Source organism: Nitrobacter sp. MLSD-S21 (genome assembly GCF_058809865.1).
In genome coordinates, this window is the sequence record NZ_JBXASZ010000001.1 from 420,528 (window position 1) to 445,200 (window position 24,673).

The 24,673-nt window shown below is 59.5% G+C and carries 27 protein-coding genes and 1 pseudogene; 23 read left to right on the forward strand and 5 right to left on the reverse strand.

Annotated features, from left to right (window positions below):
• The first annotated feature begins 22 nt into the window (after window positions 1-22).
• From rseP to lpxB, 7 genes are all read left to right on the forward strand, one after another.
• Window positions 23-1,174 carry an RIP metalloprotease RseP gene (gene rseP / locus AC1RT6_RS02075; protein ID WP_079446650.1) on the forward strand — a complete coding sequence of 384 codons (1,152 nt, stop codon included), beginning with the start codon at window positions 23-25 and terminating at the stop codon, window positions 1,172-1,174.
• Window positions 1,175-1,458: 284 nt separating this feature from the next.
• The gene (bamA, locus tag AC1RT6_RS02080; protein WP_079446749.1) at window positions 1,459-3,987 is read left to right on the forward strand and encodes an outer membrane protein assembly factor BamA; all 2,529 of its coding nucleotides are present in this window, start codon (window positions 1,459-1,461) and stop codon (window positions 3,985-3,987) included.
• 32 nt (window positions 3,988-4,019) lie between these two features.
• Window positions 4,020-5,096 carry a UDP-3-O-(3-hydroxymyristoyl)glucosamine N-acyltransferase gene (lpxD, locus tag AC1RT6_RS02085; protein ID WP_079446748.1) on the forward strand — a complete coding sequence of 359 codons (1,077 nt, stop codon included), beginning with the start codon at window positions 4,020-4,022 and terminating at the stop codon, window positions 5,094-5,096.
• A 31-nt stretch (window positions 5,097-5,127) separates the two neighbouring features.
• Window positions 5,128-5,583 carry a 3-hydroxyacyl-ACP dehydratase FabZ gene (fabZ, locus tag AC1RT6_RS02090; RefSeq protein ID WP_079446649.1) on the forward strand — a complete coding sequence of 152 codons (456 nt, stop codon included), beginning with the start codon at window positions 5,128-5,130 and terminating at the stop codon, window positions 5,581-5,583.
• A complete protein-coding gene (gene lpxA / locus AC1RT6_RS02095; RefSeq protein WP_079446648.1) occupies window positions 5,583-6,389 on the forward strand; it encodes an acyl-ACP--UDP-N-acetylglucosamine O-acyltransferase in 807 nt (268 codons plus the stop codon). The genes fabZ and lpxA overlap by 1 nt, the downstream gene beginning before the upstream one ends.
• Before the next feature lie 19 nt (window positions 6,390-6,408).
• Window positions 6,409-7,266: an LpxI family protein gene (locus AC1RT6_RS02100; RefSeq protein ID WP_079446647.1), complete on the forward strand. Its 858-nt coding sequence runs from the start codon at window positions 6,409-6,411 to the stop codon at window positions 7,264-7,266.
• Window positions 7,266-8,459: a lipid-A-disaccharide synthase gene (lpxB, locus tag AC1RT6_RS02105; RefSeq protein ID WP_079446646.1), complete on the forward strand. Its 1,194-nt coding sequence runs from the start codon at window positions 7,266-7,268 to the stop codon at window positions 8,457-8,459. Before AC1RT6_RS02100 ends, lpxB begins: the two co-directional genes overlap by 1 nt.
• Before the next feature lie 65 nt (window positions 8,460-8,524).
• On the opposite strand, the gene gltA is transcribed toward lpxB, so the two are convergent.
• A complete protein-coding gene (gltA, locus tag AC1RT6_RS02110) occupies window positions 8,525-9,826 on the reverse strand; it encodes a citrate synthase (RefSeq protein ID WP_079446645.1) in 1,302 nt (433 codons plus the stop codon).
• Between the two features lie 140 nt (window positions 9,827-9,966).
• Window positions 9,967-11,391: a glutamate--tRNA ligase gene (gene gltX / locus AC1RT6_RS02115; protein WP_079446644.1), complete on the reverse strand. Its 1,425-nt coding sequence runs from the start codon at window positions 11,389-11,391 to the stop codon at window positions 9,967-9,969.
• A gap of 214 nt (window positions 11,392-11,605) precedes the next feature.
• Here gltX and AC1RT6_RS02120 point away from each other — a divergent pair, with 214 nt between their 5' ends.
• From AC1RT6_RS02120 to AC1RT6_RS02195, 16 genes and pseudogenes are all read left to right on the forward strand, one after another.
• Window positions 11,606-13,285, forward strand: a complete 1,680-nt coding sequence (locus tag AC1RT6_RS02120) for a glutamine--tRNA ligase/YqeY domain fusion protein (protein WP_079446643.1) — start codon at window positions 11,606-11,608, stop codon at window positions 13,283-13,285.
• 86 nt (window positions 13,286-13,371) lie between these two features.
• Window positions 13,372-14,280 (forward strand): annotated as a pseudogene (locus AC1RT6_RS02125) (ComEC/Rec2 family competence protein); the annotation flags it as partial.
• 175 nt (window positions 14,281-14,455) lie between these two features.
• Window positions 14,456-15,691: a tyrosine-type recombinase/integrase gene (locus tag AC1RT6_RS02130; protein WP_079446641.1), complete on the forward strand. Its 1,236-nt coding sequence runs from the start codon at window positions 14,456-14,458 to the stop codon at window positions 15,689-15,691.
• Window positions 15,692-15,693: 2 nt separating this feature from the next.
• The gene (locus tag AC1RT6_RS02135) at window positions 15,694-16,293 is read left to right on the forward strand and encodes a hypothetical protein (protein ID WP_472790023.1); all 600 of its coding nucleotides are present in this window, start codon (window positions 15,694-15,696) and stop codon (window positions 16,291-16,293) included.
• Window positions 16,294-16,371: 78 nt separating this feature from the next.
• A complete protein-coding gene (locus tag AC1RT6_RS02140; protein WP_079446639.1) occupies window positions 16,372-16,581 on the forward strand; it encodes a helix-turn-helix transcriptional regulator in 210 nt (69 codons plus the stop codon).
• A 38-nt stretch (window positions 16,582-16,619) separates the two neighbouring features.
• Window positions 16,620-16,862, forward strand: coding sequence for a PC4/YdbC family ssDNA-binding protein (locus tag AC1RT6_RS02145; RefSeq protein ID WP_158081518.1), 243 nt, complete (start codon window positions 16,620-16,622; stop codon window positions 16,860-16,862).
• The gene (locus AC1RT6_RS02150) at window positions 16,862-17,299 is read left to right on the forward strand and encodes a hypothetical protein (RefSeq protein WP_079446637.1); all 438 of its coding nucleotides are present in this window, start codon (window positions 16,862-16,864) and stop codon (window positions 17,297-17,299) included. Before AC1RT6_RS02145 ends, AC1RT6_RS02150 begins: the two co-directional genes overlap by 1 nt.
• Window positions 17,300-17,422: 123 nt before the next feature.
• The gene (locus AC1RT6_RS02155) at window positions 17,423-18,544 is read left to right on the forward strand and encodes an AAA family ATPase (protein WP_472790021.1); all 1,122 of its coding nucleotides are present in this window, start codon (window positions 17,423-17,425) and stop codon (window positions 18,542-18,544) included.
• Window positions 18,545-19,167: 623 nt separating this feature from the next.
• Window positions 19,168-19,578, forward strand: a complete 411-nt coding sequence (locus tag AC1RT6_RS02160; protein ID WP_079446635.1) for a hypothetical protein — start codon at window positions 19,168-19,170, stop codon at window positions 19,576-19,578.
• Window positions 19,532-19,669 (forward strand): ribbon-helix-helix protein, CopG family, encoded by a 138-nt coding sequence (locus AC1RT6_RS02165; protein ID WP_493029252.1) that lies wholly within the window; start codon window positions 19,532-19,534, stop codon window positions 19,667-19,669. Before AC1RT6_RS02160 ends, AC1RT6_RS02165 begins: the two co-directional genes overlap by 47 nt.
• Window positions 19,666-20,394, forward strand: coding sequence for a TraB/GumN family protein (locus AC1RT6_RS02170; protein ID WP_079446634.1), 729 nt, complete (start codon window positions 19,666-19,668; stop codon window positions 20,392-20,394). Before AC1RT6_RS02165 ends, AC1RT6_RS02170 begins: the two co-directional genes overlap by 4 nt.
• Window positions 20,391-20,609, forward strand: coding sequence for a hypothetical protein (locus AC1RT6_RS02175; protein WP_079446633.1), 219 nt, complete (start codon window positions 20,391-20,393; stop codon window positions 20,607-20,609). Before AC1RT6_RS02170 ends, AC1RT6_RS02175 begins: the two co-directional genes overlap by 4 nt.
• Entirely contained in the window at window positions 20,606-21,076 is a 471-nt protein-coding gene (locus AC1RT6_RS02180; RefSeq protein ID WP_079446632.1) for a hypothetical protein, read from the forward strand. The genes AC1RT6_RS02175 and AC1RT6_RS02180 overlap by 4 nt, the downstream gene beginning before the upstream one ends.
• Window positions 21,073-21,252, forward strand: a complete 180-nt coding sequence (locus tag AC1RT6_RS02185; RefSeq protein WP_079446631.1) for a hypothetical protein — start codon at window positions 21,073-21,075, stop codon at window positions 21,250-21,252. Before AC1RT6_RS02180 ends, AC1RT6_RS02185 begins: the two co-directional genes overlap by 4 nt.
• A gap of 12 nt (window positions 21,253-21,264) precedes the next feature.
• Complete coding sequence (locus AC1RT6_RS02190) at window positions 21,265-21,711, forward strand: hypothetical protein (RefSeq protein ID WP_079446630.1); 447 nt, start codon at window positions 21,265-21,267, stop codon at window positions 21,709-21,711.
• Between the two features lie 439 nt (window positions 21,712-22,150).
• Window positions 22,151-23,587 carry a right-handed parallel beta-helix repeat-containing protein gene (locus AC1RT6_RS02195; protein ID WP_472790018.1) on the forward strand — a complete coding sequence of 479 codons (1,437 nt, stop codon included), beginning with the start codon at window positions 22,151-22,153 and terminating at the stop codon, window positions 23,585-23,587.
• 124 nt (window positions 23,588-23,711) lie between these two features.
• Here the strand turns inward: AC1RT6_RS02195 and AC1RT6_RS02200 are convergent, their stop codons facing one another.
• From AC1RT6_RS02200 to AC1RT6_RS02210, 3 genes are all read right to left on the reverse strand, one after another.
• Complete coding sequence (locus AC1RT6_RS02200; RefSeq protein ID WP_079446627.1) at window positions 23,712-23,909, reverse strand: hypothetical protein; 198 nt, start codon at window positions 23,907-23,909, stop codon at window positions 23,712-23,714.
• A 267-nt stretch (window positions 23,910-24,176) separates the two neighbouring features.
• A complete protein-coding gene (locus AC1RT6_RS02205) occupies window positions 24,177-24,416 on the reverse strand; it encodes a hypothetical protein (RefSeq protein ID WP_079446626.1) in 240 nt (79 codons plus the stop codon).
• The gene (locus AC1RT6_RS02210) at window positions 24,413-24,652 is read right to left on the reverse strand and encodes a hypothetical protein (RefSeq protein ID WP_079446625.1); all 240 of its coding nucleotides are present in this window, start codon (window positions 24,650-24,652) and stop codon (window positions 24,413-24,415) included. The genes AC1RT6_RS02205 and AC1RT6_RS02210 overlap by 4 nt, the downstream gene beginning before the upstream one ends.
• Window positions 24,653-24,673: the final 21 nt, after the last annotated feature.

Consider the following 24,673-nt stretch of genomic DNA (forward strand, 5'->3'; position numbering starts at 1 on the left):
GGCACTGGACGAGGGAAACGGAATGGCCGATTTTTTTCTTAATAGTTTCAATATGCTAAGCTCAGGTTTGATTGGCTACATCGTTCCGTTCCTGTTTGTCCTCACCATCGTTGTTTTTTTTCACGAACTTGGCCACTTTCTCGTTGCGCGCTGGGCGGGCGTGAAGGTGCTGACATTTTCCGTGGGCTTCGGCCCCGAGCTGGCGGGCTTCAACGACAGGCACGGAACGCGCTGGAAGCTCTCCGCGATTCCCCTGGGCGGATACGTCAGGTTCTTTGGCGATGATTCCGAAGCCAGCAATCCCTCGAACGCGACCCTTGCCTCCATGACGGCGGAGGAGCGCGAGAGTAGCTTTCATCACAAGAACGTTGGTCCGCGCGCCGCGATCGTTGCTGCCGGCCCCATCGCCAACTTCATCCTCGCGATTGTTATTTTCGCTAGTCTGTTGATGTTTCTGGGTAAGCCCAGCACGACAGCTCGCGTAGACGGGATACAGGCCGGCAGCGCCGCTGAAGCCGCCGGTTTCAAGGCCGGCGATATCGTGACCGCGATCAATGGCGGCAAGATCGACAGCTTTTCTGACATGCAGCGGATCGTCGGTACCAGTGCCGGCGAGACGCTGACATTCGCAGTGAAGCGAGGCGATTCTATCGTTGATCTCAAAGGAGTGCCGGAGCTCAAGGAGATCAAGGACCGGTTCGGAAACATTTACCGGATCGGCGTTCTCGGAATCACGCGCGCGACGTCGCCAGGAGACGTCACCAGGGAATATGTGAACCCGGCGGTGGCACTATGGTTGGGAGTTAAGGAAACCTGGTTCGTGGTCGACCGGACGATGGCTTATATCGGCGGGATTTTCACCGGGCGCGAGGCCGCCGACCAGGTTGGAGGACCGCTGCGGATTGCTCAGATTTCCGGGCAGGTAGCCACGATCGGCTTCGCTGAGTTGATCCATCTTGCCGCCGTTCTTTCCGTATCGATTGGACTGCTAAACCTGTTTCCGGTTCCGTTGCTGGATGGCGGGCACCTTTTGTTTTACGCGGCGGAAGCCGTGCGGGGTCGGCCGATATCCGAGCGTGCGCAGGAAGTGGGTTTTCGAATCGGGCTGGGTCTGGTGTTGATGTTAATGGTTTTCGCCACCTACAACGATATTCTGCACCTGGCTGGATCGTGAGTCGTTCGCTCCAGGGCGGGATGAGGAAAAATTCTTCGCGGTTTTCCGCCCGCACGTCGCTCTGAAATTTCTTGGAATCGATCACGTTCGATTCTGGCTGAGGCTTAGTCCAGGATCGTCGTGATTCGGGCGTGACTTATGGGCAACGTCTTGGAATTAAATTAGAATTGCACTGCGAATGGCCGTTTGCCACTGAAGGAAAATTGGCTACAAACAGCGCGAATGGGAATCTGCCGCCTGAGGGGGAACTGGGCGGCGTCAGAATTGATAAGGGCGCGTTGCGCATGAATGTTGGAATGCGAGTGTTAAGGGGGACATTGCTCGCCGCCCTGATTTCCATTGGCGTGCCGGTCGCCGCTGTGATGACCGTCCCACTCGTGTCGTCTCCCGCTGCCGCCCAGACGCTGTCGTCGATCTCCGTCGAGGGGAACCGCCGCGTCGAGTTGGATACGATCCGTTCCTATTTCAAGCCAGATGCCAGTGGGCGCCTTGACCAGGCCAGCATTGATGACGCCTTGAAAGCGCTGATCGAAACCGGCCTGTTTCAGGATGTCAGGATCAACCGGGTGGGGAACGGGCTGGTGGTCTCGGTCGTCGAGAATCCGGTCATCAACCGGGTTGCCTTCGAGGGCAACAAGAAGGTGAAGGACGATCAACTGAAGTCGGAAATCCAGTCCAAGCCGCGCGGTACATTTTCCCGGCCGATGGTTCAGTCTGACGTCCGGCGAATCGTCGAAATCTATCGCCATTCCGGCCGCTACGATGTGCACGTCACACCCGAGTTCATCGAACAGCCCAACAACCGCGTCGATCTCATCTTCACGATCGCTGAAGGAGACAAGACCGGCATCGCCTCGATTGAGTTTATCGGCAACCAAGCCTTTTCGTCCTACCGGCTGAAGGACGTCATCAAGACGCACGAATCGAACTTCCTTAGCTTCCTCGGCGGAGGGGACACCTATGATCCCGACCGCGTCGAGGCCGACCGCGACTTGCTGCGCCGCTATTATCTGAAGCATGGCTATGCCGATGTTCAGATCATCGCCGCCCTGACCGAATACGATCCCGGTCGCCACGGGTTCCTCGTGACCTTCAAGATTGACGAAGGCCAGCAGTACCGCGTCGGATCGGTGGCGTTTGAGTCGTCGATTCCGACATTCGACGGAAATTCGATGCGCAGTTTTTCTCGTGTCAACGTCGGATCGCTCTACAACGCCGAAGCACTGGAGAAGTCCGTCGAAGAGATGCAAGTCGAAGCGTCGCGGCGCGGGTATGCTTTCGCCGTCGTGCGTCCGCGAGGCGATCGTAACTTCGATGCCCATACCGTCTCAATCGTATTCGCGATCGACGAGGGTCCGCGAACCTATATCGAGCGCATCAACGTCAGGGGCAACACACGGACGCGAGACTATGTGATCCGGCGTGAGTTCGATATTTCGGAGGGCGATGCCTACAATAGGTCGCTGGTAGATCGTGCGGAGCGCCGCCTGAAAAATCTCGACTTCTTCAAGACGGTCAAGATCACGACTGAACCCGGTTCTTCAAGCGACCGCGTGATTCTCGACGTCGAGGTCGAAGACAAATCGACCGGCGATTTCTCGGTGTCCGGCGGCTTTTCGACGACCCAAGGCGCGCTTGCGGAAGTCAGCGTCTCCGAGCGCAATCTGCTCGGCCGCGGTCTATATGCGAAGGCCTCGGTCCAATACGGGCAGTGGGCGAGGGGATACTCGCTGTCGTTTGTCGAGCCGTTCCTGCTGGATTATCGCGTCGCGCTTGGGCTCGACCTTTACCAGCGCGAACAACTCGCCAACCAATGGATTTCCTATAACATGAAGACGCTCGGATTCAGCCCGCGGCTAGGCTTCGGCCTGCGGGAGGATCTGACGTTGCAACTGCGTTATTCGATCTTCCAGCAGGAAATCGGCCTGCCGAGCGCTCTGCGGAACTGTAACAACAACTTCGGCGACCCGAACTACAATCCCTCGCCAGCGTTCATGAATGCCAATGGAGTGTGGGATGGTTCGAGCCTCGGCTGCTACTCCGATGGCGAGGCCTCTCTGCCGATCCGCCGGGAGCTGGAGCGCGGCCGGACGCTGACCTCGATGCTCGGCTACACGCTGACCTACAACACCCTCGATAACAACAAGAACCCGACCGCTGGTCTGCTGATCGATTTCAGGCAGGATTTTGCCGGCGTCGGCGGCGACGTCAAATACCTGAAGACGGCGCTCGACGCGAAGTACTATCAACCACTGGTCTCCGACATTGTCGGGCTGATCCATCTGCAAGGCGGTATTCTGAACAATGTCGGCGCCTATGCCGGACAGAACGGAATCCGCATGCTGGATAACTTCCAGATGGGACCAAATCTGGTGCGAGGCTTCGCGCCGTACGGCATCGGTCCGCGCGATATCAATTTCCTGAGCACGAGGGATGCTTTGGGCGGCACCAAGTACTGGGGCGCGTCGGTCGAGTTGCAGATGCCGTTCTGGTTCATGCCGAAGGAAGTGGGCTTGAAGGGCGCCGTTTACGCGGATGCCGGCTCCCTCTGGGGTTACCAGGGACCGACGTCGTACGCACTGACCAATGAAATCAATGCGCCCGGTTGTGTGCGAAGCACGTCGAGCACCAGTCCGGGTACCTGCGCGGGTCTTCAATTTGACGACACCAATGTGATCCGAAGCTCGGTCGGCGTCGGCTTGATCTGGCAGTCTCCGTTTGGCCCGCTTCGCTTCGACTACGCCGTGCCGATCACGAAGGGCCAGTACGACCGCGTGCAGGAGTTCAGGTTTGGCGGCGGAACCACGTTCTGAGCGTGACCACTGCGCGAACCGCGACGGATGGAATGACGCAACCGGCATTCTTTAAGCGGCCGCCGCCGCTGACTTTGGCGGAGATAGCCTCATCGACGGGAGCGCAGTTGGTCGATGCGTCCCGGAGCGACCTTCGGATTGTCGGCTTGGCCTCACTCGATCAGGCCGGCCCTATGCATCTCGCGTTTTTTGACAACCACAAATATACCGCGCAACTTGCGGCGACGAAGGCGGGTGCCTGTCTGGTAGGTCCGCGTTTCGAAGCTGATGTTCCGGCTCATGTGGCGGTTCTGCGTTCGAAAGCTCCGTTTCGTGCGTTCGTAAGCATCGCTCGTGATTTTCATGACGATGTGTTGCGACCGCAGTCCTGGTTTGATAACGCGGCTATCGCTGAATCCGCCGTCATACATCCGTCTGCGCATCTCGAAGACGAAGTCGTGATCGATCCGTTGGCGGTGATCGGTCCGGAAGTGCAGATCGGGACTGGTTCGGTTATCGGTTCTGGTGCTGTGATTGGCCCAGGCGTCCGGATCGGCAGAAACTGCAACGTCGGTGCAGGAACGACGATTCAGGCTGCCTTTATCGGCAACAATGTTCTCATCCACCCGGGCTGCCATATCGGGCAGGACGGTTACGGTTTCATTTTCTTTGGCTCGGAAGGTCATGTGAAGGTCCCGCAGACCGGACGCGTGCTGATCCAGAACGATGTCGAAATCGGCGCGGGTACGACCATTGACCGCGGCAGCCTGCGCGACACGGTTATCGGAGAGGGGACAAAAATCGATAACCAGGTTCAGGTCGGGCACAACGTGACGATCGGCCGGCGTTGCCTGCTGGCGGCGCAGATCGGCCTGGCGGGCAGCCTGACGATCGGCGACAATGTGGCGTTGGGCGCCAAGGTCGGGATCAACAACCACCTTCACATCGGTGATGGCGCGCAGGTCACTGCCATGAGCGGGGTCAAGGACGATATCCCCCCGAACGGTCGCTGGGGCGGTTATTTCGCGAAGCCGACCAAGCAATGGTACCGCGAACTCTTTGCAGTGGAGCGCCTGGCGCGCAATGGTGCTCCTAATGCCGGATCGGCCAAAGCCGCTCCGAAGGATTGAATTACCGAATGAAGGATCGAGGTGCTGAGTAATGGAGTCGCCGGTCAGGTTCGAGCATGTGGACATTGCCACCATTCTCAAGACCCTTCCTCATCGTTATCCGTTTTTGCTGATCGACCGGGTTCTCAATATTCGGGCCGACCATAGCGGGGTCGGCGTGAAGAACGTCACGGTCAACGAGCCTGCGTTCCAGGGGCATTTTCCGGAACGACCGGTTTATCCGGGAGTGCTTATGATCGAGGGGATGGCGCAGACGGCGGGCGTCATCGGCATTATGTCGGTGGAGGGCACGGAAAAGCCGCGCGCGGTTTATTTTCTGACGATCGATAAATGCAAGTTTCGCAAACCAGTCATGCCCGGCGATATTGTCGAGTATCACATGCGCAGCATCGGGCGCCGTAAGACGATGTGGTGGTTTCACGGCGATGCCAAGGTGAACGGCGTGGTCGTCGCCGAGGCGGACGTCGGCGCGATGCTGACCGACTGATGGGCAGGATCGATCCTACCGCCCGGATTGAAGCTGGCGCCGTGATTGGAGAATCGACCGAGATTGGGCCGTTCTGCACGGTTGGTCCCCACGTCGTCCTCGGTCCGAACTGTCGCCTGATCTCGCATGTGTCCATCACGGGACACACAACTATCGGGGCCAATTGCACGATCTATCCGTTCGCGGCGCTTGGTGGCGCGCCACAGGATATGGGTTATGGGAACGAGCCGACGCGCCTTGAGATTGGCGATGGCTGCACGATCCGTGAAAGTGTGACGATGAACGTCGGCACACCCAAGGATGTCGGCGTTACACGCATCGGCGCGCGTGGGTTCTTCATGAGTTACAGCCATGTCGGCCACGACTGCCAGGTCGGCGATGACGTGATTTTTGCCAATTCGGCAACGCTGGGCGGACACTGCAAAGTCGGGGATTTCGTCTATATCGGCGGTCTTTCTGCCGTGCATCAATTCGCACGTATCGGCAGGCAGGCTATGATCGGCGGCCTCACGGGCATCCGTGGCGATGTTATTCCCTACGGCTTCGTCAATGGCCAGCATGGGCATCTTGAGGGCCTTAACGTTGTCGGCATGAGACGCCGCAAGTTCACCCGCGAGCGTCTCGTCAAGGTCAGGTCGTTCTATCAGGAACTGTTTTACGGGCCGGGTCTCTTTGCAGATCGTCTCCAGCGTGTCCAATCACATGCGTCAGACGATCCTGCTATTGCGGAGATACTGACGTTTATTGGCGAGGATAAACATCGTCCTCTCTGTCTGCCGGAGGGCGGCGCGAACAGATCTGCATAGCGGAGTCGGCGTGTTAGTCATGACTGATCGTGTTTCGGGTATTTCCTCGCCGATCGGCTTGATCGCCGGCGGCGGAGTATTGCCGTTCGCGGTTGCCGATTCGCTGACCGCGCGAGGTCTCAAACCCGTCTTCTTCGCGTTGAAGGGCGTATGCGACCCGGAAAAGGTGTCGCATTTCACACATCACTGGATCGCGGTCGGCCAGATCGGAAAGGTTGTGCGGCTGTTGCGCGCGGAAAACTGCCGAGATCTGATTTTCATCGGGACGCTGGTTCGCCCGGCGCTGTCGGAGATTCGCCTGGACTGGGGAACCGTCCGGGTGATGGGACATGTTTTGGCGGCGTTTCGGGGTGGCGATGACCATTTGCTGTCAGGGATCGGTCGCATTCTGGAACGCGACGGTTTTCGAATGGTGGGGATCAAGGACATCGCGCCGGATCTGCTGATGCCTGCCGGATGCCTGACCCGGAAAACGCCGGATCAATCCGCGGCCAGTGACATAGCCAAGGGGCTGGACATGCTGCGCGCCCTCAGTCCCTTCGACGTCGGGCAGGCTGTCGTTGTAATCGACGGTCATGTGGTCGGCGTGGAGGGAATCGAAGGAACGGACGCGCTTTTGGCTCGTATCGCCCAACTGCGTGCCAACGGACGAATCCGTGCCAGGGCCCAGCGCGGCGTGCTCGTAAAGGCACCAAAGCACGGACAGGACTTGCGCTACGATCTGCCGACGCTAGGTCCGCAAACCATCAAAAATGCGGCCGCCGCCGGGCTAGCCGGACTGGCCGTTGTCGCCGGGAATACGCTCGTCGCAGAACCACAGGCGCTGGTCGGCGAGGCGGACGCATCAAACCTGTTCGTTGTCGGGCTGTCTGCATAATGCCGGACAAGGCGTCAGCAGATCACTCCCGAAAAATATTTCTCATTGCAACGGAAGAGTCCGGCGACCGCCTCGGCTCCAGCCTGATGAAAGCTTTGCGGCGGCGGCTCGGCGACACTGTGCGGTTCGAAGGCGTCGGCGGTCAGTCAATGGCGCGCGAAGGTCTCGTGTCGTTGTTCCCGATCGAAGATCTGTCGATCATGGGATTCGCGGCCGTGGTGAAGCAGCTTCCCATGATCCTGCGGCGGATACGCGAGACAGCGGATGCCGTTATCGCGGCTGCGCCGGACATGCTCGTCATTATCGACAGTCCCGACTTCACCCACCGCGTGGCGCGACGCGTGCGCGCCCGGCGGCGCGGCTTGCCGATCGTGGATTACGTCTCCCCCTCGGTGTGGGCCTGGCGGCCCGGCAGGGCGCGGGCCATGCGTAGCTATGTCGATCACGTATTGGCGCTGCTACCATTCGAACCGGAAGCGTATCGCAGGCTTGAAGGTCCGCCCTGCACCTATGTCGGCCATCCGCTACTCGAGCAGGTTGGAGTGCTGCGGCCGGACGCCGAGGAACGTCGGCGGCGCGATGCGGTAGCTCCGACGCTTCTGGTATTGCCCGGGAGCCGGCGTAGTGAAATCCGCCATCACCTCTCCGTCTTCGGCGAGACCATCGAGGTGTTGCGACAGAGCGCCCCCGAGATCGATGTAATTTTGCCCACAATGCCGCATCTCGTCGACGAGATCACAATAGCCGTCGCGAACTGGCCGCGTCGGCCAAGGATCCTGGTCGGCGACGATGACAAGCGCGCCGCGTTTCGCGCGGCGCGCGCGGCACTCGCCAAGTCAGGCACCGTGACGCTCGAGCTTGCCTTGGCCGGCGTTCCGATGGTTGCTGCTTACAAAGGGGGCAGGGTGGAAGCGTGGATCGCGCAGCGCGTCGTTCGTGTATCATCGGTCATTCTGGCCAATCTCGTGATCGGTGAGAATGTCATCCCGGAATTCCTCCAGGAAAATTGTACAGCCCGGAATCTTGCGCCGGCGCTGCGGGAGGTTCTGACAGATTCACCGATGCGGCAGCTTCAGCTCGAGGCTTTTGCCAAGCTCGATACGATCATGTCCACAGGGCAGCGTTCGCCGAGTGAGCGCGCGGCCGATATCGTGCTCGAGGTCATACGGGAGTCGCGCGGGCGGAAACGGTAGAAGACTCCAGCTTTTGGATTTGACGCGTTTTCTTCACGCGAACCGGATTCCACTTCGCTCGAAAACTACTTGCGGTTGGCCATGTCGATGTAATCGCGCCGGGTCGCGCCGGTATACAGCTGCCGTGGGCGACCGATCTTCTGCTGCGGATCCTCGATCATCTCGCTCCACTGGCTGATCCAGCCGACGGTGCGCGCGACCGCGAACAGCACCGTGAACATCGAGGTCGGAAAGCCCATCGCTTTCAGAGTAAGGCCCGAATAGAAGTCGACGTTGGGATACAGTTTGCGATCGATAAAATATTCATCGTTCAAAGCGATCTTTTCGAGCTCCAGCGCTACCTTGAGCATGGGATCATTGCCATGACCCGTTTCGTTGAGCACCGCGTGACACATTTTTTGCATGATCTTCGCGCGGGGATCGTAGTTCTTGTAGACCCGATGTCCGAATCCCATCAGCCGGACGTCGCTGTTCTTGTCCTTCACCCTGTCGATGAATTCCGGAATCCTGTCCACGGTTCCGATTTCAGAAAGCATGGTTAGCGCCGCCTCGTTGGCGCCGCCGTGTGCGGGTCCCCACAGGCAGGCGATGCCGGCGGCAATGCACGCGAATGGATTCGAACCTGAGGAGCCTGCGATGCGCACGGTCGATGTCGATGCGTTCTGCTCGTGGTCAGCATGCAGAATGAAGATCTTGTCGAGCGCGTTCGCCAGAACAGGGTTGATGTTGTAGTCCTCGCACGGCACGGCGAAGCACATATAGAGGAAGTTCTCGGCAAAGCTCAGGGAGTTCTTCGGATAGATGAACGGCTGGCCGATCGTATATTTGTAGGCCATCGCAGCCAGTGTCGGCATTTTCGCGATCATACGCATGGACGCGACCATGCGCTGCTTGGGATCGTTGATGTCAGTGGAGTCGTGATAAAAGGCGGCAAGCGCGCCGACCGCAGCCACCATGACCGCCATGGGATGAGCATCGCGGCGGAAGCTTTGGAAGAACCGCGTCATCTGCTCATGGACCATGGTGTGGTGGATGACACGCTTGTCGAAATCGCTCTTCTGCGACGTCGTGGGCAGCTCACCGTAGAGCAGCAGATAGCAGGTCTCGAGGAAATCGCCTTTTTCCGCGAGTTGCTCGATCGGATAACCGCGATATTCGAGTACGCCTTCGTCACCATCGATATAGGTGATCTTGGATTGGCAGCTGCCGGTGGACGTGAATCCCGGGTCGTAAGTAAACAAGCCGGCCTGCGCGTAAAGCTTGGCGATGTCGATGACATCCGGTCCGACCGTGCCACTCAGGACGGGGAACTCGTAACTCTTATTCTCGACCGTCAACGTTGCGGTTTTTGTGCTCGTTGCGTTCATCGTGAAGCCCCCCCGATGAGATCGTTGCGGATCGCCTGGTCTCTCGATGAGGAGACTAGTCGGCCGTTACAAAGCGCCGCGCAAAGGGGTATCGTATTGCTATGTGCACCGCAAGATCGCCAAAAATCGGATGGTGGGCGTTACGGTGAACTTTGATCGCCAAGCCGAGCCAAACACGTCTCTTTTCCGAGCGTAGCGAGGACGTCGAATATGCCGGGCGATGTCGTTCGACCGGTCAACGCGATTCGAAGCGGCTGCGCGATAGCGCCGAGTTTGAGATTGTTTTGTTCAGCAAAAGTCCGCATCGCGGCTTCGGTCGTTTCCGCGCTCCACGAAGTAACCGATTCAAGGACCGCGCGAAGCCTTCCGATCAGTGTGCGTATCTCCGGCGTCAGCAACGCGGCGGCTTTGGATTCCATCGTCAAAGGTCGATCTGCGAAGATAAATCGAGCGCCCTCGATCAATTCGATCAGGGTTTTGGCCCGCTCTTTGAGTCCCGGCATCGCGCGCAGGAGTTGCGCTCGTGTAACCTCGTTGAGTTTCGGCTTGATGTCCGTTCCGCGCGGAACGTAATCGAGCGCATTCTCGAACAAGGTCACCAGAGCACGATCGTCACAACTGCGAATATAATGGCCGTTGAGGTTTTCGAGTTTGGCAAAGTCGAAGCGTGCAGCGGAGCGTCCAATGGCAGACAGATCGAACGCGTCGATCATTTCCTGTGTGGAGAAGATCTCCTGATCGCCATGGCTCCAGCCGAGCCGAACCAGATAGTTGCGAAGTGCCACCGGTAAATATCCCATCGCGCGATAGGCATCGACTCCCAAGGCGCCGTGACGCTTGGAAAGCTTCGAGCCGTCGGGGCCATGGATAAGCGGAATGTGGGCCATCGTCGGGAGAGACCATCCAAGGGTATCGTATATCTGCTTCTGGCGGGCTGCATTGATGAGGTGGTCGTCGCCGCGAATGATGTGTGTCACGCCCATGTCGCGGTCGTCGACAACGACGGCGAGCATGTAGGTCGGCGTGCCATCGCCGCGCAGCAGCACGAGGTCATCGAGGTTCTCGTTCTGCCAAACAATGCGTCCCTGAACTTGATCCTCGATCACGGTTTCACCGGTCAGAGGCGCCTTGAGGCGAATGGTTGGCTTGACGCCTGGCGGTGCTTCGGACTCGTCGCGATCGCGCCAACGGCCGTCGTAAAGCTTGGCACGACCTTCGGCCCGCGCCTTCTCGCGCATCTCGGACAGCTCTTCCGGCGTTGCATAACATCGGTAAGCCTTGCCTTCGGCGAGCAACTGCTCAGCGATCTCGCGATGGCGCGCAACGCGGGAAAACTGGTACACGACTTCGTCGTCCCACTCGATACCCAGCCACTTCAGCCCGTCAAGGATCGCATCGATGGCCGCCGGCGTGGAACGCGCGCGATCGGTGTCCTCGATCCGGAGCAGCATCATGCCGCCGTGCTTGCGCGCATAGAGCCAATTGAACAGCGCAGTTCGCGCCCCCCCGATGTGAAGAAAGCCGGTCGGTGACGGGGCGAAACGGGTGACGACGGGTGCGGTCATTTTTGGTGGATCTGACACTTCGGAAGAGGGTATCGGGATTCGCATGAACGGCTAACTGGCCTGCTTCGCGGCGTCAATGTAGTGAAGGGATATTTTGTCCGTTTCTATCTCTACGCGGAACGCCGGGACGGCGCCGTTTCCCAGTTTGCCGGTATCTCAGCCCTTGGCGGCTGCGCGTGGATTTGGCACATAGGCCCGGAGTGAAAGGCACACAATGACCGACGAATCGACTGCGGAAGCGGGCCGGGATTTCATACGCGATATCGTGGCCGCTGACCTTGCGTCCGGAAAGCACAAGAGCATCGTCACCCGGTTTCCGCCGGAGCCGAATGGCTATTTGCATCTCGGGCACGCCAAATCGATCTGCCTGAATTTCGGCATTGCCGATGATTTCGGCGGACGTTGCCATCTCCGCTTCGACGACACCAATCCGACCAAGGAGGAGCAGGAATACATCGACGCGATCCAGCGCGACGTCCGCTGGTTGGGCTTCAATTGGGGAACACACCTCTATTATACCTCGGACTATTTCGAACAGCTCTACGCCTGGGCGCAGCACCTCATTCGCGCAGGAAAGGCCTATGTCGACGATCAGACACAGGAGGAGATCCGCCAGGCTCGCGGTACGCTGACCGAACCTGGCAGACACAGCCCGTTCCGCGACCGGCCGACTGATGAGAATCTTGACCTGTTCGCGCGGATGCGGGCCGGAGAATTTCCCAATGGCGCGCGGGTACTGCGTGCGAAAATCGACATGGCGTCCGGCAACATCAACCTGCGCGATCCCGTGCTCTACCGGATTCTACACGCCCATCATCCGCGCACGGGAAACACGTGGAACATCTACCCGAGCTACGATTTCGCCCATGGACAGTCCGACTCGATCGAACACATCACGCATTCCGTCTGCACGCTGGAGTTCGAAGATCATCGGCCACTCTATGACTGGTTTCTCGACAATCTTCCGGTGCCGTCGCGACCGCATCAGTACGAATTTGCACGGCTCAACGTCACGTATACGCTTTTGTCGAAGCGGGTGCTGACCGAACTGGTTCGCGGTGGTCACGTTGCGGGCTGGGACGATCCTCGCATGCCCACGCTTGCGGGCCTCCAGCGGCGCGGTGTGCCGGCTGAGGCGCTGCGAGAGTTCATCAAGAGGATTGGCGTTGCGAAAGCGAACAGTACCGTCGATGTCGGAATGTTCGATTTCGCCGTTCGAGAGGCTCTCAACAGGAACGCGCCGCGTCGCATGGCCGTGTTGCGTCCACTCAAGGTCGTGATCGAGAATTATCCGGAAGGCCAGAGTGAGGAGCTTGAGGCAGTGAACCATCCCGATGATCCCTCGCAGGGCACCCGATGGATGCGGTTCGGGCGCGAGATTTATATCGAGCAGGAAGATTTCATGGAAAATCCGCCGAAGAAGTTCTTCCGCTTGTCGCCGGGCAAGGAAGTGCGGCTGCGATATGCGTATTTCATCACATGCCGCGATGTGGTGAAGAACTCCGCGGGTGAAGTGCTCGAACTCCGCTGCACCTACGATCCGGCGACCAAAGGTGGCAATGCGCCTGACGGCCGAAAGGTGAAGGCCACAATGCATTGGGTGAACGCGGCGGACGCCGTGCCGGCCGAGATCAGACTTTACGGTCATCTGTTCGATACCGAGCAGCCCGACGCGGCGAACTTCGTATCCCAACTCAATCCGCAATCGCTTCAAACTCTGTCCGGCTGCATGGTTGAGCCCGCTCTCGCCCGAGAGGATGACGGAGGTTCAGTGCAGTTCGAACGGCAGGGCTATTTCTGCCGGGATAAGGATTCGTCTCCCGGCAGCCTTGTGTTCAACCGGACGGTCGGCCTGCGCGACACCTGGGCCAAGGTTGCGGCGACCGGCTCCTGATTTCGCCGGTATTCCGTATCCGTTCCACTGTTCGCCGTGCAGCCTCTTCCGCTAGCATCGCCGCGAGGGCGTGAAGGGGCAGCCGGATGGCGGAGCGGGGCAGGGCTCGCGATCGGAGGGGAGGGTACGCAGGAACGTGGCCGACGCGGCAAGCCGTCGCTGCTCCTTCACAAACGCCTTCGGGCACCTTACCGGCAATGGTGGCGCGGCTGCGAGCCTGGGCTGGCGCGGAAGCGGCAGCCGGCCAACTCTTGCCGTGGGTACCGGTGGCATTTGGCACAGGTATTGCGATCTATTTTTCGGCCGATCACGAGCCCGTTCTCTGGGTTGTCTCCGCGACCGCCGTAGCTCTGTTTGTGGTGGCGCTGCTCTTGCGCCGGCATCGGATGTTTGCCGCCGCTGTCATGGTCGCGGCGGTCGCCGCAGGATTTGCCGTCGCCACGATCAAGACGGCCCAGGTTTCCCACGTTGTCCTGACGCGGCCGATGTACACGCCCTTGCTCCAGGGCTTCGTCGAAACCAGCGAGGTGCGCGAGCGGACCGATAGATTTGTTCTGCGCGTCGTTCGGATGGATAATCGGCGGTCGCACATCAAGCTCGATCGCGTGCGGCTGTCGGTCAGGAAGGGTGCCGCGCCCGCCGTTGGGAGCTTCGTGGAGTTGAAAGCGCGATTGCAGCCGCCGCTTACGCCTGTACGGCCAGGAAGCTACGACTTCGCCCGCGATATGTATTTTCATGGCATTGGCGCGTCCGGCTTCGTCATGGGCACCATCAAGACCGTGAGCCCTCCGCATGGTGGTGGGCTCGCGTTGCGCTATGCCGCGCTGATGCAGGAGTTGCGCGATACCATCGACGCCCGCATCCGTCTTGTTCTCAGCGACGACTCGCGGGCCATTGCCACCGCGCTTCTGACCGGACGGCGCGACGCCATCACGACGCCGGTTAATGAGGCGATGTTCATTTCGGGATTGGGCCATGTGCTTTCGATTTCCGGCTAGCATATAGCCTAACGCGTCACGAATATTCAGGGCGCGTCATAATCCGCAGATATCAATGGCTTAGCGGGTATCAGCACGTGACTGTTCGTGTCGCGAAGGGCCACAATTGGTCATTCTAGGCGTCCCAGATGCTTCCCATATGCTTCCCCGCGGCCGATAAGGACTGCTTCCCATGATCGCTATTGCGAAAGGTCAAAGGTGGACTGACGCCTCCGTCCGGAAACTGACGGCGCCAGTCGGAGCGGCCGACTACATTCGCTGGGATCCCGAGCTTCCCTCATTCGGAGTGCGCCTACGGCGCGGGAAGGCCACCTACGTCGCGCAATACCGGATTGGCCGGAAGCAGCGCCGGGAGAGCCTCGGTGATGTCAGGAAGGTCAATCTGGCGGATGCCAGGCAGGCGGCGCGGACGCGATTTGCCCAGGTTGTGCTAAATATCGATCCAGGCGCGGCGCGGACCCGCCTGAAGGCTGAGCAGACCGCGGCTAGGGACACTTTCCTGCAGGCCGCCACGGACTACTTGGCAGCCCGAAAACCGAAAATGAGGCCGAACACCTACGTCGGGGCGGATCGGTACCTGATCAAGCATTGCGTCCCGCTGCATAAAAAGGGCGTGTCAGCGGTCACCTTTGAGGACATCGCCGACCTGATCCGGGACTTGGTGAAAGAACGTGGGGAGACGTCGGCCGCGCGAGCCCGCAGTACGCTGGGGGCGTTCTTCAAGTGGGCCATGCAGCAAGGTCGAGCGAAAGGCAATCCCACGATCGGCACCGCAAACCCGCTCGAAGGCAGGGAGCCGCGGGACAGGGTTTTGAACGACGACGAAATCAGGCTGATCTGGCATCATGCCGGAGAGGATGACTTCGGTCGGATTGTTCGGCTGCTCTTTTTGACCGGTTGCCGGCGCGACGAAATCGGGTGTCTCCGGTGGCCGGAAATCGATCTGGTTGCCGGCAAGATCACGCTGCCGAAGGAGCGGGTAAAAAATAAACGCGCTCACGTGCTGCGGTTGCCGACCACGGCGCTCGATATACTGACGGCAGTGCCGCGGAGGTTTGCTCGGGAGATGGTCTTCGGTGGCGGAGAGAACGGCTTCTGCGCGTGGAGCTACAGCACCATCCGCCTCAATAGTGCCATCACAACGACGATCGGGAAGCCTCTGCCGCCGTGGCGCTTGCATGACATTCGCAGGACTGTGCGAACGCGCCTCGGCAAGCTTGGCGTGCTCCCGCACATTGCTGAGCTGGTGCTAAACCACGTTGGTCACAAATCAGGGATCGGCGGCATTTACGATCGTCATTCCTATGAGGTCGAGATAGGTGAGGCGTTGCGGATTTGGGAGGCACATCTCATTGAGATTGTGGGCTCGGTCGATAACGTGGTTTCTTTGCGGCGTAGTGAGGTCTGACTATGCTTGCACCACCCATCGGTTTTATTCCCCTCAGAGTTGCCCTCGACATTATCCGGGCTAAGCTTCCGCCAAAGGTCGATGCCGAGCGCGAGATCGCGGAAGCTTGTCACGGCGGAAAGCTGAAAGCGGCCTATCGCACATGGGACGGCGGCGCCGATGATCTCGATCCAAAAATTTGGTGGCGTCAGCGTTGGCGAGAGTTTTTCGAGCACGGGACCGTAGATCTCGAGTTGCCACTGATTGACGAAAATGGGAGGCCCATGCCCGATGGGCGCACCGGCAAGTGGTTCACCGCGAAAGGGTGCACAAGGGAAATTTTTATCACCAGCGATAGTCTCGCTGCGTTCCTAGCTGAAATTCCACCGCTACCGCCAATCGACAGCCCGAAAGCAAAACGAGGTCCCAAGGCCGGCACGCTAAATCGTGTGGTGGCCGAGATGCAGCAAGATTTGATGGTCGGGAAAATTACGGTTGATGGCCTAAGGGCCGAGCCGGAGAAGGCGCTCGCAGCTCGCTATGGTGGCGTGTCTCGCGACACAGCGCGAAAGGCGCGGATCTGCGCGACCTCTGGAGCCGTGTCGAAACCTGCCCGCAAATAGTCGGCTAACGACAAATAGCGACACTCGGAAATCGCTGAATACTCCCTCAGCATCTTAGATGCTCAAGGAGAGTGTTTCGTGACTGACGACCTCGCGTTATCTGACCTCCGGATTTTGTCTTTTGATGAATGGTGCCGCCTCAACGGCTTTAGTCGTAGCACCGGCCAACGCTTGATGCGGGACGGCAAGGGACCAAAGTTCGTACGAATCTCAACCCGCCGCATCGGAGTTGCCCTCGGCGAAAATCGCCGCTGGCTCGCGGCGCGGTCTGAAGAGACGGCGGCTTGATCATGGGAGCCCGCAAACCCGAACTCGCTGAGCCGGTCGTGGTCAATCGGTTCTTTTCGAATCGCCGCAAAGACGTGATCACCACAACGCTTCAGTCCTATAAGGGATGCAACTTAATTGACCTTCGCAAGTTCGTCGCGAATCGCGAAGGGATCTCAGTCCCGACATCGAAAGGAATCACCGTCAAAGTTGCGCGCCTGCATGATCTTAAGAAAGCGATCGATGCAGCGGTGATTAAAGCAACCGAGCTCGGTCTCCTCGATGACAGCGAGGCCGAATAATGGATGCGGCAGCCGAATTTGGTCAGGCAGCCGCTGTCCTGCGTTGGTTCACTGACATGCAGTGGCTCGACAAACGCATCGCTATCGACTGCCTGCAAGCGCTTGCGGAGTCCGCTGGTGTTGTCGACGAACTCGGTCATGACGAGGTGCAGCGTCGAGTTGCTGATGCTTTCGCGCCGACGGAGATGATGGAATTCGACTGCGACGCGCTACTCGTCATGCAGTGGAAGTTGGCCGACCCGCGAGACCGCTGGCGGCGCCCCGGCGAGTTGCCGGAGAACCGCAAGACTTTGCCGGCGAAGTATCGGACGCCGCAATCGACCGTCGACGCGTTCAAATTCATTGTCCGCACCGGGAGCGCGGATGATCTCGCAGCATGGCTGCGCAGGCATCCAGATGATGCACCGGCGCTTGTCGGATTACTCGAGGCTGCCTGATGTTGGACTCCGTAAATCGCGCAATGGCGCTCCAGGTTTTTGAGGAGCTTGGATACAGGCGGGACGGCGCGCCTCGCGACGAAGAGCTGCCGGTGGATCCCTACGAGGATATCGGTCCTCAGGATGACATCCCGCCGGTCGATAACTTCGAGGCATACGGAGAGGCAACCGCCCGAAATTGCTAATGATCAACCGGCGGGGGCTACGGCCCGCTATGCCACAATCACGTCGGCAGCATGGAAGGGCACCGAGTCCGAGGAGCAGCGTTGGCTGGCTGGTGGCCGGGTTCCGAGCGGTGACCTGACCATCCTGTCAGGGAATGGTGGTAGCGGCAAAACCGAGATCATCAGCCAACTGCTGGTTTACGTCGCCGCGGAGCTTCAGGACTGGCTTGGCTGCTTGATTGAGAACGGCGGCGCGCTTGTTCTCTCATGCGAGGAGCCCGAGCATAACATCCGCGATCGTGTCGAGCGGATATGCCGGCACCGCGGCATTGATCCTTACAATCTGCCCAACCTGCACATGTTGTTTCCAGACCTTGAGAGCACTTGGCTGGTGCACGCCAACAAAGACGGCCGGTTGTCGCGGGCGCCACTGCTGGACTGGCTGGAGGCTTGGATCAGAAATAGTAAGCCGCGCCTGGTTGTAATCGACAACATTGCCGCGGTGTTCGATGGCGAGGCCATCGCGCGCCGCCAAGTTCGGGCCTTTCTCGCCATGCTGCGAAAGATTGCCCGCGAGCATGACGTCGCTATCGTGTTGCTTGATCACCCATCGGTGCGCGGCATGGCCGACGGCAGCGGGACCGCGAACTCGGTGGACTGGCGCAACAGCGTACGGTCGATGCTCCACCTCAGCGACCCGGACAAAGACGATCCGGATCAGCGCACGCTCACCGTCACCAAGAGCAACTATGGCCGCACCGGCGAGAAGGTGACGCTCCGTTGGAACGGGCTGACATTCACGACCACCTTGGCCGGCTCAGCGTCACCGTATCGGGCTGCGGTCGATCGTGACGTGGATGAACGGTTCCTGCGGCTTCTCGACAGATTTACTGCCGAAGGCCGTTTCGTTCGCTGCACCACCGGATCGGGATACGCGCCAGCCGCATTCGAGCGTCATGCGGAGGCGAACGGTGTGAAGTCGAGGGCATTTGCGGCTGCAATGGAGAGGCTGTTCGCAGCCGGCTCCATCGTTGTCGTGGACGGTAAGCGGTCGAAGCACATCGCGAGGGCTGATCGATGAGCATGCAGACGCCCCTACAAACGCACCCGCAAGACGACAGACGCCCCTACAAACGCCCTAACAATCGCCCATGCGGACGGTTGCAAGCGCCCCTACAAACGGGTGCACACGTCTCCCCCACACCCCCTAGCGCGTCTGCAACGCTTGACGCGGCCTTGGTGGCCGCTGGCGTTTCGCCCGCTTGGAAGGGAAGCGCAGAAGGACATCAGTGTCAGCGTGTGTGCGATAACTGCCGCGCGACCAATATCCTCGTGAGCATTATCCCGCCGGCCATGGGCGCGAGTAACGTGTTATTCGCGTTAGCTTCTGGCCCCCACGCGGCGCACCTATTGCTTCCCGGCGAACGCAGCCCGAGGTCATCGGACTGGAAAGACTGCGCTTTCGACGCGTCGCCTCATTTCCCATCGTCATCGGCACGGTGTGGCGGGTGTCGTTCGGCGGGCAAGAGCGCTCGCGATATGGCTGGATTTCTCCATTGGCTTGGGTTTTCCAGCAAAAACACCCGGGTAGGGGGTGGTGGCAGGAAAAAATCAGGCCTGTCCTCATATTCGATGTCTCCTTCCTGTTTCGCGCCGGCTTCAAAAAAATAGCGGCGGCCGTTTTTGAACATCCGAGGCTGATCGATGGCTGAAGTTCTGATCCGTAGCACCGAGGATTTGGTTGCGGCGTGGCGCGCGCGCATTCGCGAGCTTGGCATTACGCATCAGACGGTGGATGCAATCGCCGGCTGGGCTGACGGGTACTGTTCGAAATTGATGTGCGGCATGAAGAAGCCAGGCGGACTGTCGATTTCGTTGATGAATGCTGCGCTTGGTCTCGGGTTCGTTGCCGTTGTCGACGAGATACAGGCGGATCGCGTTCGCGGTCAGTGGGAAAAACGAAAGCGCCCGCTATTCGATCCGACGCACTCAGGGACGTTGCTCATGGATTGTGTTCGTGGCGAACATCCAAGCAGCGAAAGGATGGGCCATGAGCGAAATTTGTGTGATGTCGGTTCACCTACCGAAGGAACTCCGCCAAAAGCTGGAAGCTAAAGCGAAGGCGACGGATCGGTCGCTGGCCGCGGTTGTGCGAGTGCTGCTCAACCAGGCGCTGAAACAGCAGCACGATGAGGTAGCTGCATGAGCGAACCAATTCCGCAGCGCGCGCCGCCTATCGCCGAGAAGCTTGAGGCCGCAAGGTCCGTGCTTGCGGCGCTCGAAGGTGAGCTTGCCCAGCATGTCCTCGACGCCGCGGAGGGGTCTCCCGGATCGGCGAAACGCCTCGCTGAATTGCGGTCGCAACTCGCAACGAGCGAAAGTGCTGTCGCAGAGCTTGAGAAGGCTCTTGAGCTTGCCCGCCGGATTGATCGTCAGGCAGTCGCCGGCGCAGCGACCGAGATGCGCGCCGCACAGTTGATAGCCTTCAAGGCTGCTATGGCGACCCGCGACCACGCCATGTCTCGGACGTTGGAAGCGGCCGCGGCGATGGCAATTGCCTACGGCGAGTATTCGGAAGCGACTTTGACGGCATCGGCCGCGATTCCGACAGGCACGGTCATGCCTGCAATGAACATGGGACCGAACGGCCTATTCGGCGCTGCCTTCGGGCAGTGCGAGCGGCTGCTCTTGACGGAGCTTTTCCGATTGGCGCCACGACGCGCTGACGGTAGCGGCACGCTTTTGTTGCCTTTCGCAAAGCCATCGGCTGAAGCCTTCCGCAATCACCCGGAAAAAATACCGGCTGCGGTTGAGGAATTCATGCGGGCAAGCGATGCAATCGTTCGCGACATCGAGCGCCAGGTCGAGAAATTTGACCAAGCCGCTATGCGCGCAGCGCTGACTGAGCAGCCACAAGAGGCCCTCGCATGACCAGCGAGAATCTTACCGGTCTGACGATGACCGAATGCGCCAGCGCCTGCAACGCCGACCGTTGCGCCCTAACCGGACTCGCGAGGTGTTGTCATCCTTGCACGAGCGGATTGCCGATCGAGCGGCTGAGCGATCCGATCGTTATGGCCGGTTTTACTGACGCGTGCGCGGCCATCGGCGTTGCGAACACCTATCTCGGGAGGACACGATCGTGAGCGAACAGCAAGAGCAAGCTTCGATATCCGCTGACGAAGCGACTGCACGTCTCGCGACGCTGACCTCGGATGACGCATGGCGTGACCGCTTCCTGGAGTCTGGCGCTGCCGAGGTGAAGGAATTTCACGAGCTAAACCAAATCATCGTCAAGGGCGATCCCGTTGAAGCCGCAATGGCCGGCATCCTCGACAGCCCCGACGTTCCTTCGTCGCAGAGCAAGCTGCTGGCCGGCACGGTCGACATGCTGCGAGCGGCTGGGATCGCGGATCCCATTGTACGTGACTTCATCGAGGGTCAAGGCGTTACTGCTGCCGAGATGAAGCTCGTCGAAGGCTGGAAACAGCGGCAGATGGCAGACAGCTCCTTTGTCGAGCGGTACCTCTCCGGCGATGCCGAGGCACGGCGGCTCATGACCATCGCCAACAGCGTGATCGCCACCGGTATCAAGAAGGAAAAGCAATCATGATCTACGAAGTCCGATGCGTGAATCCTCGAACCAACGAAGAGCGTTCGATCACTGTCAAGGCCGATCCTCCTGCGGCTGGCGTTTGCATCCAGACATACGCACAGAAGCTTGCGAAGCCGATTCTGCCGGCCGGCTACCTACCGATCGGCAACGGCGTCCGTCCCTTGCCGCAATAGGACGTTCCGAACATGATCAATCTCGGCCTCAACCACGTCAGCAGCCTGGACAATCCAGCACCCACCGCACCGCGCAGCGGCTTCGAGCACCTCATGGAGCTCGTTGCTTTCTTTAACAACACTGATGCCGTCAAATCGCGCATCACCGAAATTTTCGACGCCGCCTCTGAAGCCCAGGAAGTGATCGCCTCGGCCGATAGTATCAAGGATGAAATCGCCCAACAGCGTCTCGCTCTGCAAGACGAGAGAACTGCTTTCGAAACGAGCATGGAAGCAGAGAAGAAGGCCTTCGAGCGGGCGTGCAAGTCGCGCCAGCACGATCTCAACCTCCGCGAGCGCGAAATCGAAAAGCTCCACAAGGCGGCGGAGGACGATCGCGTCAAGGCTGCGGAAATCACGGCGGACCTGGAACGACGTGTTGATGCCTTGAAAGCTGCCGCCGCTTCTTCAGCACTCTAGTTCGCACTTGTGTTTGAAGTTTCTTGAGCTCCAGCGCGCATGGCAAGCACCGCATCCGGTGTAGGACCGAACCGGTGGAGATTCGGTCCCATTTTTTGCTGGTTGGAAACGTAAATGAGAGATTCGGAGACAACCATTGTTGGCCTCAAGCGAGAGCTCAAGGCGACCCGCGCGAGGGCCCGCGAGTTAAGGGGACAGAATGAGGGCTGGCGCCGCGTCGCACAGACGTTGCGAAAGCTGGCAGGCTTGGACGAAGCTAGGTTCAAAAATCTGCTCTCGTCGGAATCTCTGCCTAGTGAATGAGTAGGCTGCGTTCGCCCAGAACGTTTCGGTTGAGCTTCCGTTACCAGCTTCGCCTCTGAGACATTGGCGAAAAACCGTCTTTCCAGCGACTGCACTGATTGCAGCCGAGCCCGTCAGGGCAATCGGAAAGACGCCAATGTTTCGCCGCCACTCAATTGTCGCGACTCTCATCCTCGCTCTGCAGCCGGCACTCGCCGCTGCTCAGCAGCAGACCTTGCCGCCGAACTCTGTCGTGGGGAGACTCGGGATAAGCGCCGGCCCGGCGCAGGCGATCCCGATCCCGCAGCTTCTCAAGAACGTGATCGGGCCGAATAGCATTCCGAACTCGGCGCTGGCTCAGATGCCGGCTGCCACGTTCAAGTGCAATCCGTCGGTTTCGACCGCGGATGCTCAGGACTGCACGATCCAGGGGCTGCCGTTCACGGCGAGCCCGGACACGAATAACGACCGCGTGCTGCTGTACAATGCGGGCACCGGCACGTTCTACACCACGTCCCCTGGCAACCTCGCGGCGGGCGGCACGGCAGGCGTTACCTCGCTCGGGTCGCTTACCGGTGTCATTGGCCTAGCCAACGGCCTGAAGGTCACTGGATCGGATATCGATCTCAATCTCGGCAACGGCCTTTCCACGTCCGGCGGGACTCTCGCTGCCTCCCTCGGCGCCGGTCTCACGTTCTCAGGTAGCAACATCGCTTGGACCTCATCGACCGCGCCTTACACGAGCGCGCGAACCGGCGGTGTCTCGCAAACTGTTCAGAGCCGCTTCGATAGCGGCATCCTCTATTCGGCTGACTTCGGAACGGCGTGCGACGGCTCGACCAACGATGGCGTGGCGATGGACAAGTTCCTCGCCGCTGTCGCCGTATCTCCGTCCAAGACGGGCATCGTGACGGGGACGTCGACGACTTCCGTATGCAACATGAACACGAGCCAGTTTCAGGTTCGCCCCGGCACCACGATCATGTGTAGCCGTGGCGTCACGCTCAAGTTCAACCGCGCTGGCTCGCTTGTCGTTCCTTACGGTCATGCCTCTGGCCGAACCTATCAGGGTGTATTCAAGGGCTGCACGGTCGACGGGTCGTCGGTGGTTGGGTCAATAGGCGTTTATCTTTTTGATACCTCCGATTGGGTCGTCGAAGACACGGCTATCGCGAACGTCGACACCGGACTTTATATCAGGGGCAATATCGCCGCATACTATAATCGAGTTACGAATGTTGTCGCGCGCGACATTAGGCTAGACGGGTACTATCTGGACCCGGTCGCCAACTCCAATACTTTAGTAGGCGACCGGGTCACGAGCCTTGGGCAATACGGTTTCTACTGCCGCGGCAACCAGAACACGTTCGTCGGAGTGCAAATCGAGACCGGGTTCTCCGAAGCCTTTACCACTGATGGAAATTGTATCGGCTCGACGATATCCGGGATTCGCATGGAAAACGGTGGGACCGGAATCCATCTCGTTTCCGGCGCAAATTACAACACCGTCGTCGGGGCCTATTGTCAGGCGTTGAGCGGCACGAGCTACATCAACAGCGGCACCGGCAACAGCAAGACCGGGGGCAACTGCTGAGTTGGGCAGGATGGCCGTTGCGCGGTGCGCAACGGCCGGCCCCGATATCGACCCGCGAGGTCGCCAATGTGCCGTCAACAGGGCTGAGCTCAAGCGAGCGCGCGAAACAATTATCTCGTGACGATCACTTCGGAGGCTGACGCTCCGGCGAGTTGATCCAGTTGTAAAGTTCTGTGGCTTGGTCGGCCTGGGCGATTTTCTTGAGCAGTGCATCTTGCTCTGGCCCCGGCGCCATCGTCGCTGCTTGCTCCCGCACCTCACCGGCCCAGGCGGTAAGGCGATCCACGAGAGTAAGTTGCTTCAAACCATGACGCTTGGCCATCGCCGCACCTCCACCGTTTGAACCGACGGAAATTCTAGTGCCGAACTTTTCCCGCGCGAGCTATTTCTTGGTTGAGCTGCCAATTCGGGGGTGTGGTGGATCGTCTCGCTGAGCGAGTTCGGGGTCCACCCGTCTATTCGCCAAGCGTAGCAGCGTTCCCTTGGGAAACCCGCCGGCGGGGGTGGTAAATCTCACCGGCGGGAGTCGATGGATCGAACGGAGGACGCCGTCCGTCCAAGGGTCAATGTTAGGAATGAGGGGACGTTCCTATCCGGGAATGCCAATCGCTTCATATCCTGCGTCCGTCAGGACGAGCTTATCGTCATCCACGGTGACCAACCCGAGCTCTGCAAGGGACCTCAAATCATCGCTCGAGGGCGCGATCAGCTTTAAGCGACCCGCTCGAATGTCTCGCAGCACCCAGCGAAGCCTAATCGCGATGTCAACCGGGAGATCGTAAAGAGATCTCGGCTCCGCCGGTGGGCTTTTGCCCTCATCGTCACTCATCGGATCCCCTTGCGCGTCCTCGGCAGCGCCTTATCCACCAGCGTCAAAATCATCTCGATGTGCTTTTGCGCTAAGTCCATGTCGGTGCTGTCCTGCGCGGCGCGAGCCAATGTCTTGATGTGCTGCAAGGCTTTGACGGAATCGATGGGAGGTTCATTATCGACCGGGGAGGGTAGTTCCCGCCTGCGCGCCTTTATTAGGCTCTTAATGTGGATCAAGGCTCTACGTTCGTTCATCTCGTCCCCTGTGCTGCCCCA

Excerpts from the sequence above, each read along its gene's own strand:
- lpxD (WP_079446748.1), top strand. The coding sequence starts at position 4,020 with ATGACGCAACCGGCATTCTTTAAGCGGCCGCCGCCGCTGACTTTGGCG.
- AC1RT6_RS02185 (WP_079446631.1), top strand. The coding sequence starts at position 21,073 with ATGATCTACGAAGTCCGATGCGTGAATCCTCGAACCAACGAAGAGCGT.
- AC1RT6_RS02130 (WP_079446641.1), top strand. The coding sequence starts at position 14,456 with ATGATCGCTATTGCGAAAGGTCAAAGGTGGACTGACGCCTCCGTCCGG.
- bamA (WP_079446749.1), top strand. The coding sequence starts at position 1,459 with ATGAATGTTGGAATGCGAGTGTTAAGGGGGACATTGCTCGCCGCCCTG.
- AC1RT6_RS02170 (WP_079446634.1), top strand. The coding sequence starts at position 19,666 with ATGAGCGAACCAATTCCGCAGCGCGCGCCGCCTATCGCCGAGAAGCTT.
- AC1RT6_RS02190 (WP_079446630.1), top strand. The coding sequence starts at position 21,265 with ATGATCAATCTCGGCCTCAACCACGTCAGCAGCCTGGACAATCCAGCA.
- AC1RT6_RS02120 (WP_079446643.1), top strand. The coding sequence starts at position 11,606 with ATGACCGACGAATCGACTGCGGAAGCGGGCCGGGATTTCATACGCGAT.
- lpxB (WP_079446646.1), top strand. The coding sequence starts at position 7,266 with ATGCCGGACAAGGCGTCAGCAGATCACTCCCGAAAAATATTTCTCATT.
- AC1RT6_RS02150 (WP_079446637.1), top strand. The coding sequence starts at position 16,862 with ATGGATGCGGCAGCCGAATTTGGTCAGGCAGCCGCTGTCCTGCGTTGG.
- AC1RT6_RS02195 (WP_472790018.1), top strand. The coding sequence starts at position 22,151 with ATGTTTCGCCGCCACTCAATTGTCGCGACTCTCATCCTCGCTCTGCAG.
- AC1RT6_RS02210 (WP_079446625.1), bottom strand. The coding sequence starts at position 24,652 with ATGAACGAACGTAGAGCCTTGATCCACATTAAGAGCCTAATAAAGGCG.
- AC1RT6_RS02205 (WP_079446626.1), bottom strand. The coding sequence starts at position 24,416 with ATGAGTGACGATGAGGGCAAAAGCCCACCGGCGGAGCCGAGATCTCTT.
- AC1RT6_RS02160 (WP_079446635.1), top strand. The coding sequence starts at position 19,168 with ATGGCTGAAGTTCTGATCCGTAGCACCGAGGATTTGGTTGCGGCGTGG.
- gltX (WP_079446644.1), bottom strand. The coding sequence starts at position 11,391 with ATGACCGCACCCGTCGTCACCCGTTTCGCCCCGTCACCGACCGGCTTT.
- AC1RT6_RS02165 (WP_493029252.1), top strand. The coding sequence starts at position 19,532 with ATGTCGGTTCACCTACCGAAGGAACTCCGCCAAAAGCTGGAAGCTAAA.
- AC1RT6_RS02100 (WP_079446647.1), top strand. The coding sequence starts at position 6,409 with ATGACTGATCGTGTTTCGGGTATTTCCTCGCCGATCGGCTTGATCGCC.
- AC1RT6_RS02155 (WP_472790021.1), top strand. The coding sequence starts at position 17,423 with ATGACATCCCGCCGGTCGATAACTTCGAGGCATACGGAGAGGCAACCG.
- gltA (WP_079446645.1), bottom strand. The coding sequence starts at position 9,826 with ATGAACGCAACGAGCACAAAAACCGCAACGTTGACGGTCGAGAATAAG.
- rseP (WP_079446650.1), top strand. The coding sequence starts at position 23 with ATGGCCGATTTTTTTCTTAATAGTTTCAATATGCTAAGCTCAGGTTTG.
- lpxA (WP_079446648.1), top strand. The coding sequence starts at position 5,583 with ATGGGCAGGATCGATCCTACCGCCCGGATTGAAGCTGGCGCCGTGATT.
- AC1RT6_RS02175 (WP_079446633.1), top strand. The coding sequence starts at position 20,391 with ATGACCAGCGAGAATCTTACCGGTCTGACGATGACCGAATGCGCCAGC.
- AC1RT6_RS02135 (WP_472790023.1), top strand. The coding sequence starts at position 15,694 with ATGCTTGCACCACCCATCGGTTTTATTCCCCTCAGAGTTGCCCTCGAC.
- fabZ (WP_079446649.1), top strand. The coding sequence starts at position 5,128 with ATGGAGTCGCCGGTCAGGTTCGAGCATGTGGACATTGCCACCATTCTC.
- AC1RT6_RS02200 (WP_079446627.1), bottom strand. The coding sequence starts at position 23,909 with ATGGCCAAGCGTCATGGTTTGAAGCAACTTACTCTCGTGGATCGCCTT.